Raw genomic sequence first — 13,485 nt, forward strand, 5'->3', positions numbered from 1 at the left:
CTTTAAGGTTTAGAAGTTTACACTAAGTCCGATAGTATATATGCGGTATAGAGGATAATTGCGTTTATCATCTATTCCCAGAGTAGCATTTACAGACGAACTGTTTATCATAGGCGTTAAGCCCGAGTAGCCTGAAATTGTCGCCAGGTTGTTAACAGTCAGGGACAGGCGGAGCGACTGCAAGTAACGGGTATTCTTTAACGGAACATTCCAGCCTAACGTAACATAATCGAAGTTAATGTAATCACCATCTTCCAACCAGTAATCCGTAACTGTCTGGTCTTTAATGTTCTGTGCAGGCGCTTTTTTCATGACGTTATAATCGGGGAAACTGTTCATATTCATATAAGTTAATGAAGTACCATTGTACACTTTATGGCCGAATGCACCGTTTATCTGTAGCGATATATCAAAATCTTTATAACGGAAACTGATATTGGAACCAAGTATCGTCTTTGGCACAGCCTGTCCTGCCACATAACGGTCTTCACCATCTTCCAGACTGACACCACCGCTATTCAGATCGGCAATCTGATAGGTATACCCACCATTTCCATCGGATACCAGCCCTGTGCAATGGGGCAGATAGAATACACCCAGAGGCTGACCCACAATCTGGTAAACAATATGATTGTATCCACCGTGGAATCCAGCACCATCCAGTCCGGCAAGACTCTTGTATTCTGTAGCTGAAATATGTTCGCCCTGGTAGTTTCCGTCAAGAGAAAGTAATTTGTTTTGCTGGAAAGTCAGATTGGCATTGATATTCAGTTCCATGTCTTTGGTCTTCAGCGGCGTAATGCCGATAGATAGCTCTGTTCCATAATTACGCATAGAACCAATGTTTGCCAGTAAAGTATTATAAGTAAAAGGTGGTACACTCACGTTATAAAGATAAAGCATGTCCTTCGTCTTGGAATTGTAATAATTGGCAGTCAGCAGCAATCGGTTACCCAGCAAAGCTACTTCTATACCGGCATTGAATGTCTGCTTCACTTCCCACTTCAAATCCGGATTCGTATTCCGCAACTTATCCATTGTGACTACAGGTGTAGAACCTACCGGTGCAATACCATTAGGTCGCATCAAATTCAACGTAGTATATGAATCAATGCCGTTTTGATTGCCTGCCAAACCATATCCTGCACGGATTTTCAGATTATCGATAAAAGAAAGTTTTTCCATAAACTTCTCTTTACTAACTACCCATGCAACGGATACAGCCGGGAAAAATCCCCATTTATGATTACTGCCAAACTTGGAAGACGCATCCCCACGGGCATTCACCGTAAGGATATATCGATCATCATACGTATAATTCACGCGCCCCATAAAAGAAACCAAACGAGGGTCTTCGTAGTAGGAATTAGTTCCATCCCACGGACGAATGGCACCTCCCTGAAGATTATCATAACCTAATTTGTCATTACTGAAATTTGTAACTGTAGTATAAAATCCGGAATATTTGTCTTTCTGTATCTCTGCTAGTCCTAAAACGTCAAAGAAGTGTTTCCTCCATTCTTTTTTATAAGACAGCATCAGGTTACCCAGCAATGATTCCATTTTCTTGTCTCCTCTGTATGCCTGCCCTTGTGCCCAGACAGCAACAGGCAGATACTGCGCATTTTCTACTACATTATATGTATAGGAACCGAAAAAAGTCAGTTTCCATGCTTCGGCCAGATTGAATGTCAACCGGGCATGCGTACTGATATGCGATGTAGCATTCTTGTCTTTCACATCCATCCATGCCAACGGATGTGATAACTGGCTGGCATAAGCATATCCATCCCAGCTACCGGTCTCCGGATTCTTGTGATTCGGGAAAGTAGGATTATACGAAGCAGCAGAATAGAATACTTTGTGCAGATTCACCAGATTACGTTCCTTCTGTACGGAACCAAACATACCAAGATCACATTTAAGAAAATTATCGAATACATACTGTGTCATATTCATATTCGATGTGAAGTTCTGCAACTTTTCATTGACAATCACTCCTTCACGATTCATTAGAGCGAGTGAAACACGATAATTGGAAGTATTCGTTCCTCCCGAAAACGCGATATGATGATTATGCTGTAATCCCGTTTGCTCGATCTCTTTCTGGAAATCTGTATTGTTTCCCATATCCAAAATTGAGATGCCACGCTCCTGAGCCAATGTCCGGAATTCATTTCCATTGAGCATCCTCACTGTTTTATAGCTTGAGGCAATGCCGAAACTTCCATTATAGTTAACGCTTGTACGTCCGCTGACACCTTTTTTTGTAGTAATCTCAATCACACCCGATGCTCCGCGCGAACCGTATTGTGCAGTTTCCGAAGCATCCTTCAGGATAACAAAGCTTTCAATATCCGCCGGATAAATAGATGTAAGCATACTCAGGTCACCAAAAACTCCGTCTACAATAATTAACGGGTCATTTCCAGTAGTCAGGGAGGTAGTGCCACGCAGACGAACAGCATCCAGCGCAGCAGGTCCATTCGAACCTTTCAGAATCGTCAATCCAGGTACCCGTCCACGGATGGCATCCAGCGGATTGGTAATCTGGTCTTTATTCATCTGATTTTCAGTAATTCTTTCCACCAGGCCAGAAAGATTCTTACGAAGTCCGGTGGCATATCCAACAGTGGTTATCGAATCGGGGAGAGCAACATGAAGTTTTGTTTGTGCGACAGCAGGTAAGCCGACTGCAACTAAAAGTAAAGAGAGACAGAATAGGTTCCTTATTCTCTTCATAGTATTCAAATTTAAGAGGTTCCGCAAATATATATGTCACTATATGAAACAAATATATTTGCGGAATAGTTCAACTCATTTCGGCAAATCGATATATGAGTCCTTGAAGCCTAAGAAATAGAGTACCCCATCCAAACCAATCGTGTTAATAGATTGCTTTGCATTGGCAACCACTTTCGGTTTGGCATGGAAAGCAATGCCCAATCCGGCAACGCCCAGCATCGGAAGATCATTCGCTCCGTCACCCACAGCAATGGTCTGAGCAATGTCTACCTTCTCTACCTGTGCAATGAGGCGCAACAGTTCGGCTTTTCGCTTACCGTCCACCACATCTCCCAGATAACGGCCGGTCAACTTGCCGTCCACTATTTCCAATTCATTGGCATATACATAATCAATGCCATATTTCTTTTGAAGATATTGCCCGAAATAAGTGAAACCACCGGAAAGAATGGCTATCTTGTAACCATACTTTTTCAATACATACATCAGGCGGTCTACACCTTCCGTAATGGGCAGATTCTCTGCTATTTCCTGCATGACAGATTCATCCAGGCCTTTCAACAGAGCTACACGCTCACGGAAACTTTCAGTAAAATCTATCTCACCACGCATAGCACGCTCAGTGATGGCTTTCACCTCATTGCCCACACCAGCGCGTATAGCCAATTCGTCAATTACTTCCGTTTCAATCAGAGTCGAATCCATATCGAAACAGATCAGTCGGCGCATCCGGCGATACATATTATCAAGCTGGAAAGAGAAATCCATTTCCAGTTCGCTCGCCAGCTTCATTAACTCTTCCTGCATAGCAATACGGTCTTTCGGAGTTCCCCGGACAGAAAACTCTATGCAGGCACGTGTACGCGAATCACATTCATCCAATGGAATACGCCCCGTCAGGCGTTTGATGGCATCGATATTCATCCCCTGTTCAGCAAGAATACGGGTAACGGCAGAGATCTGGCGGGCAGATAATTTACGCCCCAGCAGAGTAAGAATATAGCGGTTCTTTCCCTGCATATTCACCCAATCTTCATATTCCTTTACTGAAATAGGATAGAAGCGAATCGTCACTCCCAAAGAAGACGCTTTGAAAAGCAACTCTTTCATAATGAATCCTGAATGTTGTTCCTCTGTCTTGCATAAGATACCTAATGACAGTGTATTATGGATGTCGGCCTGACCAATGTCAAGAATAGTAGCGTCGTATTTAGCTAAAATTTCTGTAACAGATGCAGTCAATCCCGGACGATCTTCGCCCGTGACCCGGATAAGTATAAGTTCTGTGCTCAATGGTTGCATAAAAGTTGTTTATCTAAATTAATGAATAACACGATGCAAAAGTAGGCAAAATTTCTTTTGCGCCATTCATTAAACAGTAATAGTTCTGAAAGGTTCCCTCTTTCAGCCTAATGCTAATGAGAAAAACACACCATATCTATTCATCAAATGCATCATATATATCATGCTGAGAGATATCCTGAAATGCAAAACATGTTATATAACATGAAAAAGTTAACCGTTTACTTGATTTTCAATAATAATGTTGTACCTTTGTCCCCGATTTAGAACAAATGGTTCTATAATCTTAGTAAACGTTGATCGTATATTTGTTTGTTAAGACGTTATTTCATCGTCCGACAAACACTTATAAATCAACTAGTATTAACCAAAACCGCCTTACATGAAGCATGTAAAATGGATTTTTGTTGTATTACTAATTAGTTCCTTGACTTCTTTCGTAGAAAAAGACAAACCTACCGGAGGTTTAAATGTGGGTGACATAGCCCCTGATTTTAAAATCAAAGCTATGTCGACTGAGCAACAACCGACTCAAAATCTGTCAAAGATGAAGGGAAAATATGTGTTACTCAGTTTCTGGGCAAGTTACGACGCGCAATCCCGGATGCAAAACGCAAGTTTAAGCAATGCACTTCGTTCAACTTCTCAAAACAATAATGTGGAAATGGTTTCCGTATCATTCGATGAATATCAATCTATCTTCGAGGAAACCATTCGTAAGGACCAAATAGTTACGCCCACCTGTTTCGTGGAAACTAAAGGCGAGTCGTCCGGCATCTTTAAAAAATACCGTTTAGGCCGGGGATTTACTAACTATTTACTGGATGATAATGGTGTGATTATAGCCAAAAACATCTCTGCTGCAGAACTTTCAGCTTACTTGAATTAAGCTTTCACTGCACATTGCCATGAAAGATTTAAAGAACATGTAAGACGAAAGTGGGGTTGCTTCTAAATACACATACGATGAGAATGCATCGCTAAAGTTATGAAGAAGCAAAGACAAAAGAGGAAATGGATACAACAAAAAAGCCCCTCCTGCACTTGTGGTAACACAAGGAGCAGGAGGGGCTTCTTATTTTTATTCATTCGGTTATTCCTTATTTCGGTGCTTTCTGATACAAGTAGAATGCTATGAAAGCATAGAGTATATTCGGTATCCATACGGCAACTACCGGAGGTACATTACCATTTACAGCAAAAGTAGAAGCGATCGTTTGGAAAAGGATATATGAGAAACTTAATGCCAAACCTATACCCAAATGCAATCCCATTCCACCCTTGGTCTTTTTCGAAGAAAGAGAAACTCCGATCAGCGTAAGGATAAACGATGCAAACGACATGGCAATGCGCTTATGATATTCAAGTTCAAACTCCTTGATATTGGCAAATCCACGCTGCCGCTGCCTGCTAATATATTCACTTAATTCGGGACTGGTCATCATTTCCTGTTGATTTTTCATAATAAGGAAATCAGCAGGCTCCATGAAAAGGATACTGTCAATACGATCACCCTTAACTATATTTTCTTTCATGCCGTCCATCTCGCGTATCATGTAATCCTTAATGGTCCATTTATGAACAGATGCTGTATCATAAGTAATGGAACGAGCCGTAAGATGAGACACCAACTGCTTATCTTTAAATTTATCCAATGAAAAGCGATATCCTGTCTTACTATAATCTTCAAAACGTTCAATATAGGCAATCACCCCCGAATCCACTTCCAGCTGAATATTCCGGGCAGTATTTGATTTACGTTGCTTATAGTACTTATCCTCAAAATTGATACGTGTCACACTACCCTTAGGTATTACATAAGAGCCTAAGCAAAAAGTTACTACCGCAATAATGGCAGCCGATACCATATAAGGCCGGAGCATCCGCTTAAAACTCATTCCGGTAGAAAACATCGCAATAATCTCCGAGTTCTCGGCCAGTTTTGAAGTAAAGAATATAACCGAAATAAACACAAACAGCGGACTGAACAGATTGGCAAAGTAAGGAACAAAGTTCAGATAATAATCAAAAACTATGGCTTTCCATGGCGCTTCGTGTGACATGAACTTGTCCATCTTCTCATTAAAGTCGAATACCACTGCAATAGAGATAATCAATGCAATGGCAAACACATAAGTTCCGAGGAACTTCTTGATAATGTAGAAGTCGAGCCGCTTCAACCACTTCCAGTTATCCGGCAACTTTATACCTTTTATTTTCCAGTTCAGTTTTCTCATAACCTTGTCGATACGCGTTTTACCATCATCGGTTTCCATGTAGAGAAGTCACCGGCAATGATGTGCTTGCGGGCTTCACCCACCAGCCACAGATAAAAAGCCAAATTATGGATAGATGCAATTTGCATAGCCAGCAATTCTTGTGCATGGAACAGATGGCGCAGATACGCTTTACTATATAAGGTATCTACAGCAGAAGCTCCGTCTGCTTCAATAGGAGAGAAGTCTGTTTCCCATTTCTTATTGCGCATATTGATGATACCGTCTTTGGTAAACAACATACCATTCCGTCCGTTTCGGGTTGGCATCACGCAGTCAAACATATCTACGCCACGCTCTATGCCTTCCAGAATATTTACCGGTGTACCTACCCCCATCAGATAACGGGGTTTATCTTTCGGCAGAATCTCGTTCACCAACTCAATCATCTCATACATCTTGTCTACCGGCTCACCTACTGCCAAACCACCGATAGCATTACCATCCGCACCCTTCGATGCAATGAATTCCGCTGACTCCTTGCGAAGATCAGGATATACACATCCTTGAACAATGGGGAAAAGCGACTGTTGGTATCCATATTTTGGTTCCGTCTCATTGAAACGCTGAATACAACGGTCCAGCCAACGGTGTGTCAGTCCTAATGACTTTTTGGCATACGCATAATCCGAATCTCCCGGAGGACACTCGTCAAAAGCCATCATAATATCTGCACCAATCGTACGTTCGATATCCATTACCTTTTCGGGAGTGAAGATATGTTTGCTACCATCAATATGTGAACGGAATTCTGCACCTTCTTCCCGTAATTTACGAATACCCGACAATGAAAAGACCTGGAAACCACCACTATCCGTCAACATCGGACGGTCAAAACCGTTGAACTTATGAAGTCCTCCGGCTTTTTCCAATACATCCAATCCCGGACGCAGGTACAGATGATAGGTATTTCCTAATATGATCTGCGCCTCGATATCTTCTTTCAGTTCGGTTACATGCACACCTTTCACCGTTCCTACGGTACCTACCGGCATAAAGATAGGTGTTGCTATCTGCCCGTGATCGGTGGTTATCAATCCTGCACGCGCGTTACTTTTACTGTCTGTATATTGTAAGTCGAATGTCATTCTGCTTTCTTTTCTGTCTTTTCTTTCTTTACGGACAAGTCAATGGCATCGGCTACCTTTTCATTGGTCAGCGCAATGGCAAATACTTCTTTCACATCTTTCACGTAGTGGAAAGTCAATCCCTTGAGGTAGATTTCCTGTATTTCGTCAATATTCTTACGATTCTCTTCACTCAAGATAATGTTCTTGATGCCGGCACGTTTGGCAGCCAGAATCTTTTCCTTAATACCTCCTACGGGAAGCACCTTACCACGAAGTGTTATTTCTCCTGTCATAGCAAGATTCGCTTTTACCTTACGTTGGGTGAGGGCAGAAGCAAGAGATGTGGCCATCGTAATACCGGCTGAAGGTCCATCCTTAGGAATAGCACCTTCCGGTACATGTACATGAATATTCCAATTATCAAAGATTTCTTCATCCAGATTTAACAAAGAAGCATGTGCCTTGATATATTCCAAAGCCAGCATTGCAGATTCCTTCATGACGTCGCCCAGATTTCCGGTCAATGTCAGACGTCCGCCTTTTCCACGACTTAAACTGGTTTCTACAAACAAGATTTCTCCGCCTACGGCAGTCCATGCCAGTCCGGTGACTACACCAGCGTAATCATTACCCTGATATTTATCACGGGTATACTCCGGTGCTCCGAGGAATTCATATAAATCTCCCGGCTTAATCTCCTGTTTGGCAAAATAACCATCTGTAGCATACTGACGTGCTGATTTACGAAGTATCTTACCTATTTTCTTCTCCAGTTCACGTACGCCGCTTTCACGAGTATACGACTCGATAATTGCCTCCAGCGTATTCTTCGGTATCTTGATATCATTCTTCTTCATACCGTTAGCTTCCAGTTCTTTCGGAACCAAATGGCGGCGGGCAATCTCTATTTTCTCTTCGGTGATATAACCACTTACCTCAATCAACTCCATACGGTCGAGCAAAGGTCCGGGAATAGTATTCAGGTTATTTGCAGTAGCTATGAACATCACTTTAGACAAATCATAATCTACATCCAGGAAGTTATCATGGAATGTTGTATTCTGTTCTGGATCGAGTACTTCAAGCAGGGCAGAAGAGGGATCCCCCTGACGGTCTGAGCTAACTTTGTCAATTTCGTCCAAGATAAACACCGGATTTGATGAACCTGCCTTGATCAGACTCTTGATAATACGTCCCGGCATAGCACCGATATATGTCTTGCGGTGTCCACGGATTTCAGCTTCATCATGCACACCACCCAATGACATACGAATGTACTTACGCTTCAAGGCAGCAGCGATAGAACGTCCCAATGAAGTTTTACCCACTCCCGGAGGGCCGTACAAGCAGATAATAGGCGACTTCATGTCACCTTTCAACTTCAATACAGCCAAGTGCTCCAAAATACGTTCTTTCACCTTCTCCAAGCCATAATGATCTTTATTTAAAGTCTTTTCGGCATTGATCAGATTGAAATTATCCGTAGTATATATTCCCCATGGCAAACTCAACATAGTTTGCAGATAATTAAGTTGCACACTGTAATCAGGAGATTGCGGATGTGTACGCTCCAATTTATCCACCTCTTTCATAAAGGTGTCTCTCACTTCTACACTCCATTTAGTAGTAAGTGCTTTGCGGCGCAGCTCTTCAATTTCCTGTTCCTGGCCACCGCCACCCAATTCATCCTGAATGGTTTTAATTTGCTGTTGCAGGAAGTATTCACGTTGTTGTTGGTCAATATCTTCTCGTGCACGCATCTGTATGGACTCCTTAATCTCGGCAAGCTGCACTTCCCGGTTCAGTATCTCTAATAGACGGTAAGTACGTGCCCGCAATGAGTCAATACGTAGCAACTCAATCTTTTCATCTTTCTTCAATGGAAGATTCGTGCAAATAAAATCTACCAGGAACATAGGATTAGTAATGTTCTTGATAGCAAATGCAGAATCCTGCGGGAACATATCAGATGATTTGATATATCTTATAGTCAGATCCTTACAAGCTTCCACCAAAGCATGGAACTCTTTATCATTTTTATCGGGAATATCTTCTTCCAGTGCCTTTACGCGTCCTTTCAAATACGGAGTTATATCTACAATTTCTTCCAACTCCATACGTTTGACGCCTTGCAGGATAATCGTTGTTGTCTGATCAGGCATCTCCAGGATACGGATAATCTTACCGATCGTACCAATGGTATGCAAATCTTCCAACATTGGCATTTCGGTTTCAGCCACTTTCTGACAGACTACTCCGATATATGCACTCTTCTTTTCTGCTTCACGCACTAATTTCATGGAAGTCTTTCTCCCGACAGATACTGGCATAAACACACCTGGAAATAAAACCATATTCCGTAAAGGCAATATCGGAAGTATCTCATTCACTTCAATATCCATCAATTGTTCCTCATTCCCCTCAAAATCAGCAATTACTGAGAAAGAGTTTCCTTCTTCTCTCGTCTCCATATCTTTTAGGTAAAGTCTTTTCTTCATTTTGTTCTTTTTAATTTTACGTCACACTGACAGGGCTTACAAAGCGCCTGCAAAGTTAATCTATTCTTCATTAATATAAAGCACCTTTTTTATAAAAAGACAAAAACAGTGCCAAATTAGTCGTAATATTCCTGACTTTGTCTATTTTTGCCTTCAAATAATAACTGTAAGTTATGTCAAATCCTTATTTTCAGTTTAAACAATTTACTATATGGCATGATAAATGTGCCATGAAAGTAGGTACCGATGGGGTTCTTTTGGGTGCCTGGGCAGAAACAGAAAACCCTCAACGCATCCTCGACATTGGCACCGGCACAGGATTGATAGCTTTAATGTTAGCTCAACGTAACCCACTTTCACAAATTACAGCTATCGAAATAGATGAAGCCGCAGCAACTCAAGCAGAAGAAAACATAGCGCGTTCTCCATGGGCAAATAGGATAAAAGTTATCTGTAATGATTTCAGTTTGTTTCAAACAGATAATAAATATCATCTGATAGTTTCTAACCCTCCTTATTTTGTTGATGCTTTAAATTGCCCTGACAAGCAACGCAATATGGCACGTCATACCTGCGAACTGAATTACGAGTTACTTTTCCGGCGTTCGGCACACCTTCTTGAAGATCAGGGGAGGATATGTATCATCATCCCTACTGAAGCAGAGAAGTTAGTAATTGACACAGCTTGGAAATACAAATTATACCCTTCACGACGCCTTCATGTTTTTACCAAGCCAGGTAAGCCGAGTAGGAGAGTACTTATCGCATTCGGACATCAGGAACAAAAATGTATGGAGGAAACTTTATGTATTGAGATAGAACGCAATCAGTTTACACCAGAATACATTGCGTTGACAAGAGAGTTTTATTTAAAGATGTAAGACCGTATCTCAAAGTTGTTATTTCAGAATGTTATACCATCATGGATAAAGATTCATGTTTGTTGAATTTCTTTTTCAATACTAAAAAAGGATCAACTAATAATTAGTTGACCCTTTAACCTGTCGGGGTAGCGGGATTCGAACCCACGACCCCCTGCTCCCAAAGCAGGTGCGCTAACCGGACTGCGCTACACCCCGAGTGCCTTATTTCTTAAAAGCGAGTGCAAAGGTAGAAAGTATTTTGTAATAAACAAAGGAAACCGAAGTTTTTTTTATAAAAAAGTTTCAGATGAAGTCTTGAATGCTCATTAAAGTATAGTCACCTCCGTGTCATCTCCGTACCAAGTCCGTATCAACTCTCAATAAAGGTACCTTTATACGGACCAGGTACGGAGTTGGTACGGACTTGACCATATCCGGATAGGTAGCAGAGATATAAATATCCCACACCAACATATATATTAGATAGGAATGTAGAAAACATAAAATAATAGCTGGCAAAACGATATTTTTCAACTAACTTTATGCCCCGAAAAACAATTGGCTGATTTCAACGTTACACTATAATAAAAAAGACATCATGAAAAAACAAATCTTTAGTATGGCTGTCATGGCAGTCGTATTCACTGCATGTGGTGGCACTAAAGCCCCAGTTACCGTAGTAGGATCGTGGGTAATGCCCATTAATGGACAACCCGGAGAAGTACAAGGCATCAAACTGGAAGAGAATGGAGAAGCATCTTCCATTAATATGCACACACTGGTATACAAAGAATGGGAACAGCAAGGCGATCAGCTTTACCTGACAGTAAAAAGCATTGGTAATGGAATAGAAATTGAAGGTGTGGATACTCTGAAAATAGACAAGTTAACACCGGATTCTTTAGTACTGAGTTCTAACTACGGATACACTTTAGAGTATGTAAGGCAGAAATAATACAAACTACAACATATGAATCCCTGACGATACTTTATATATTTAAAGTCGTCAGGGATTTCTTCTTACCCCAACCAATCAATTACCTTGAACGAATTTCTCTACGCATAAATATAATATAAGAAAGGGCAAAGCAAAGTATTGTAACTGCAATCAATCCTGTCAACTGTGGCCATATAACCAGTAAACTCTGTCCCAATGGGAGAGGACTGGGTATAGCCCCTTGGACCTGCTCCATCATTAATGGTCCCAAACTTCGGAGAGACGGCATCAACAATACAGAAGTTGCCTGATTAAATAACTCACACGGATTCAACGACGTTATACCCCAAACTATTTTCTGATAGCCAATGGCATAATAAGGAGACATCATATCAGAAGGCATCAACATTTTGGCAATCCAGTTGACAATCATCGTATAGAAGACGCTAAAGAACAACCATATTGCCAAAGAAGCCAAGGCTGAAGTTGCCGTTTGCCGGAAACAAAGTGAAAACAGTATCGCCATATTCAACCAAAGCCCTACATAGAAAACACTGAGGACCAAAAAGGAAATGATACGGGCAAATTCTTCCGGCGTGGGTGGAATACCAATAGCAATCAATCCGGCACCCATCACCAGGAACCCTAATACAAACAGCATAATTGTAATCACGATCAATGCAGCAACAAATTTGGCATTGATTATGCAATCACGATGTATCGGTTGTGATAATATGCGGCATAACGTTCCCTTGTTCTGTTCCGAGTTCATGGCGTCAAATCCCAAAGCAATACCTAGCAACGGTCCTAAAAAGTTAATGAATAAAACGAAGGAAGGTAACGTACCATCCGATACAGTAAACAATTTCAGGAAGAAAAAAGTATCTTCCACACCACCTGACTTGATAGCCTCGCGCATACTGGTGAGTGATGTATACAAAGCTCCCATACAGGTTAGTGTAATAATGGCAAGTAAGATAATAAAGCGCCAACTACGTACATGATCTCGGATTTCCTTATTCACAATAACCCAGAAAGGCTGCTCAACTTTGTTCATGTTTCTCACCTCCTTCCTTTACATAATCATTGTAGACATCAATAAGTTCCACCTGTTTACCCTCCATCTCCTCAAGATCAAGCTGTGCCAATAATTTTCCGTGATTAAACAAACCCACACGATCACAAGCTTTCTGCACCTGATCCAAGTTATGGGAAGAAAACAATACAGTCAAAGAATGCACTCTACTCAAATTACGAATCAATTCAATAAATTCCTGAATTCCGGCAGGATCGATACCCGATGTCGGTTCATCCAGGATTATGATTTCCGGATTCTTAATCAGTACATCTGCCAATCCCAGACGTTGCCTCATACCACGGGAATACTTTCCAGTCTTCTTGTTTGCCTGTTCGGAAAGCCCTACCCGCTGCATGAGTTCCTTTGCTTTCTCCTCAGCCTCCCTCTTTGAAAGACCATTCAGAAGTGCTGTATAGACAAGGTTTTCCAATCCTGTCATTTCATCATAAAAGCCTAAGTCTTCGGGAAGATAACCTATTCTCTTCTTAACCTCAATAGGGTTTGTAGTGGAGTCTATTCCACAAATTTCCACTTTGCCGGAAGTCGGCTCCGTCAGCCCCAGCATCATCAGGATAGTTGTGGATTTTCCCGCACCGTTCGGACCTAATAATCCGAAGATCTCTCCTTTGCAGATTGACAGGCTAATATGGTCAACAGCAGTGAAATTACCGTATTTTTTTGTCAAATCGGTAAGTACAATCACTTGTTCGCCCATA

10 protein-coding genes and 1 tRNA gene are annotated in these 13,485 nt (G+C 41.4%); 3 read left to right on the plus strand and 8 right to left on the minus strand.

Annotated elements, in window-relative coordinates; genetic code table 11:
• Nucleotides 1-9: 9 nt before the first annotated feature.
• Together DW182_RS04050 and serB are read right to left on the minus strand one after the other, a co-directional pair.
• Nucleotides 10-2,742, minus strand: coding sequence for a SusC/RagA family TonB-linked outer membrane protein (locus DW182_RS04050; RefSeq protein ID WP_118294755.1), 2,733 nt, complete (start codon nt 2,740-2,742; stop codon nt 10-12).
• Between the two features lie 75 nt (nt 2,743-2,817).
• On the minus strand, nt 2,818-4,047 hold the full coding sequence (serB, locus tag DW182_RS04055) for a phosphoserine phosphatase SerB (protein ID WP_007662590.1): 1,230 nt from the start codon (nt 4,045-4,047) through the stop codon (nt 2,818-2,820).
• Between the two features lie 382 nt (nt 4,048-4,429).
• On the opposite strand from serB, the gene DW182_RS04060 reads away from it, so the two are divergent.
• Nucleotides 4,430-4,936, plus strand: coding sequence for a thioredoxin family protein (locus tag DW182_RS04060; RefSeq protein WP_007662588.1), 507 nt, complete (start codon nt 4,430-4,432; stop codon nt 4,934-4,936).
• A 211-nt stretch (nt 4,937-5,147) separates the two neighbouring features.
• Here DW182_RS04060 and DW182_RS04065 read toward each other — a convergent pair whose 3' ends face one another.
• From DW182_RS04065 to lon, 3 genes are read right to left on the minus strand one after another with little or no spacing between them, the layout of a single operon-like run.
• The gene (locus tag DW182_RS04065) at nt 5,148-6,284 is read right to left on the minus strand and encodes an LptF/LptG family permease (protein ID WP_007662587.1); all 1,137 of its coding nucleotides are present in this window, start codon (nt 6,282-6,284) and stop codon (nt 5,148-5,150) included.
• Nucleotides 6,281-7,411, minus strand: a complete 1,131-nt coding sequence (tgt, locus tag DW182_RS04070) for a tRNA guanosine(34) transglycosylase Tgt (protein WP_007662586.1) — start codon at nt 7,409-7,411, stop codon at nt 6,281-6,283. The genes DW182_RS04065 and tgt overlap by 4 nt, the downstream gene beginning before the upstream one ends.
• Nucleotides 7,408-9,891 carry an endopeptidase La gene (gene lon / locus DW182_RS04075; protein ID WP_117691430.1) on the minus strand — a complete coding sequence of 828 codons (2,484 nt, stop codon included), beginning with the start codon at nt 9,889-9,891 and terminating at the stop codon, nt 7,408-7,410. The genes tgt and lon overlap by 4 nt, the downstream gene beginning before the upstream one ends.
• 173 nt (nt 9,892-10,064) lie before the next feature.
• Between lon and DW182_RS04080 the strand changes: the two genes are divergently transcribed.
• Nucleotides 10,065-10,772, plus strand: a complete 708-nt coding sequence (locus DW182_RS04080) for a tRNA1(Val) (adenine(37)-N6)-methyltransferase (protein WP_115503355.1) — start codon at nt 10,065-10,067, stop codon at nt 10,770-10,772.
• A 123-nt stretch (nt 10,773-10,895) separates the two neighbouring features.
• Here the strand turns inward: DW182_RS04080 and DW182_RS04085 are convergent.
• Nucleotides 10,896-10,970: transfer RNA gene (locus DW182_RS04085), tRNA-Pro, on the minus strand.
• Nucleotides 10,971-11,352: 382 nt separating this feature from the next.
• On the opposite strand from DW182_RS04085, the gene DW182_RS04090 reads away from it, so the two are divergent.
• Nucleotides 11,353-11,709, plus strand: a complete 357-nt coding sequence (locus DW182_RS04090; protein ID WP_115503356.1) for a lipocalin family protein — start codon at nt 11,353-11,355, stop codon at nt 11,707-11,709.
• Nucleotides 11,710-11,791: 82 nt separating this feature from the next.
• On the opposite strand, the gene DW182_RS04095 is transcribed toward DW182_RS04090, so the two are convergent.
• Nucleotides 11,792-12,748 carry an ABC transporter permease gene (locus tag DW182_RS04095; protein ID WP_007662574.1) on the minus strand — a complete coding sequence of 319 codons (957 nt, stop codon included), beginning with the start codon at nt 12,746-12,748 and terminating at the stop codon, nt 11,792-11,794.
• Nucleotides 12,735-13,484 carry an ABC transporter ATP-binding protein gene (locus tag DW182_RS04100; RefSeq protein ID WP_007662572.1) on the minus strand — a complete coding sequence of 250 codons (750 nt, stop codon included), beginning with the start codon at nt 13,482-13,484 and terminating at the stop codon, nt 12,735-12,737. The genes DW182_RS04095 and DW182_RS04100 overlap by 14 nt, the downstream gene beginning before the upstream one ends.
• Between the last annotated feature and the right edge of the window lies 1 nt (nt 13,485).

It is taken from the genome of Bacteroides sp. AM16-24 (genome assembly GCF_003471885.1).
GTDB lineage: Bacteria > Bacteroidota > Bacteroidia > Bacteroidales > Bacteroidaceae > Bacteroides.

Coding starts and splice junctions, on each gene's coding strand:
- DW182_RS04090 (WP_115503356.1), top strand. CDS start 11,353: ATGAAAAAACAAATCTTTAGTATGGCTGTCATGGCAGTCGTATTCACT.
- DW182_RS04100 (WP_007662572.1), bottom strand. CDS start 13,484: ATGGGCGAACAAGTGATTGTACTTACCGATTTGACAAAAAAATACGGT.
- DW182_RS04080 (WP_115503355.1), top strand. CDS start 10,065: ATGTCAAATCCTTATTTTCAGTTTAAACAATTTACTATATGGCATGAT.
- DW182_RS04060 (WP_007662588.1), top strand. CDS start 4,430: ATGAAGCATGTAAAATGGATTTTTGTTGTATTACTAATTAGTTCCTTG.
- DW182_RS04065 (WP_007662587.1), bottom strand. CDS start 6,284: ATGAGAAAACTGAACTGGAAAATAAAAGGTATAAAGTTGCCGGATAAC.
- DW182_RS04050 (WP_118294755.1), bottom strand. CDS start 2,742: ATGAAGAGAATAAGGAACCTATTCTGTCTCTCTTTACTTTTAGTTGCA.
- serB (WP_007662590.1), bottom strand. CDS start 4,047: ATGCAACCATTGAGCACAGAACTTATACTTATCCGGGTCACGGGCGAA.
- lon (WP_117691430.1), bottom strand. CDS start 9,891: ATGAAGAAAAGACTTTACCTAAAAGATATGGAGACGAGAGAAGAAGGA.
- DW182_RS04095 (WP_007662574.1), bottom strand. CDS start 12,748: ATGAACAAAGTTGAGCAGCCTTTCTGGGTTATTGTGAATAAGGAAATC.
- tgt (WP_007662586.1), bottom strand. CDS start 7,411: ATGACATTCGACTTACAATATACAGACAGTAAAAGTAACGCGCGTGCA.